General features: G+C 48.5%; 1 protein-coding gene. It reads right to left on the bottom strand.

The features are described from left to right. The coding region (locus tag SB754_RS21005; protein ID WP_410784285.1) for a hypothetical protein at window positions 1–262 on the bottom strand (262 nt) is incomplete at both ends.

Below are 262 nucleotides of genomic sequence, written 5' to 3' on the forward strand. Positions count from 1 at the left end.
GCCTGGCTGATTGATTCGCCAGCGAGCATCCGATTTTTCATTTCAGCTGCTTGGCGCTCAAGTACCTCAGCCTGTATTCCAGATTCGCTACGCTCTTTAAAGACCCTGCCGACAAAACCACCGAAACAGTTGGTCGGATTTAAGGGCGAATGGAGGGATCTGTTGAGATCGATTTCTACGCTGTCATCATCGACTGTCGGCTCACTCAGAAAATACGCAAGCTCTTCACCAGTGATATATGTGTGAAGAACTCCTTTCCAGT

It is taken from the genome of Leifsonia sp. SIMBA_070 (assembly GCF_046534635.1).
Taxonomy (GTDB): domain Bacteria; phylum Actinomycetota; class Actinomycetes; order Actinomycetales; family Microbacteriaceae; genus Leifsonia.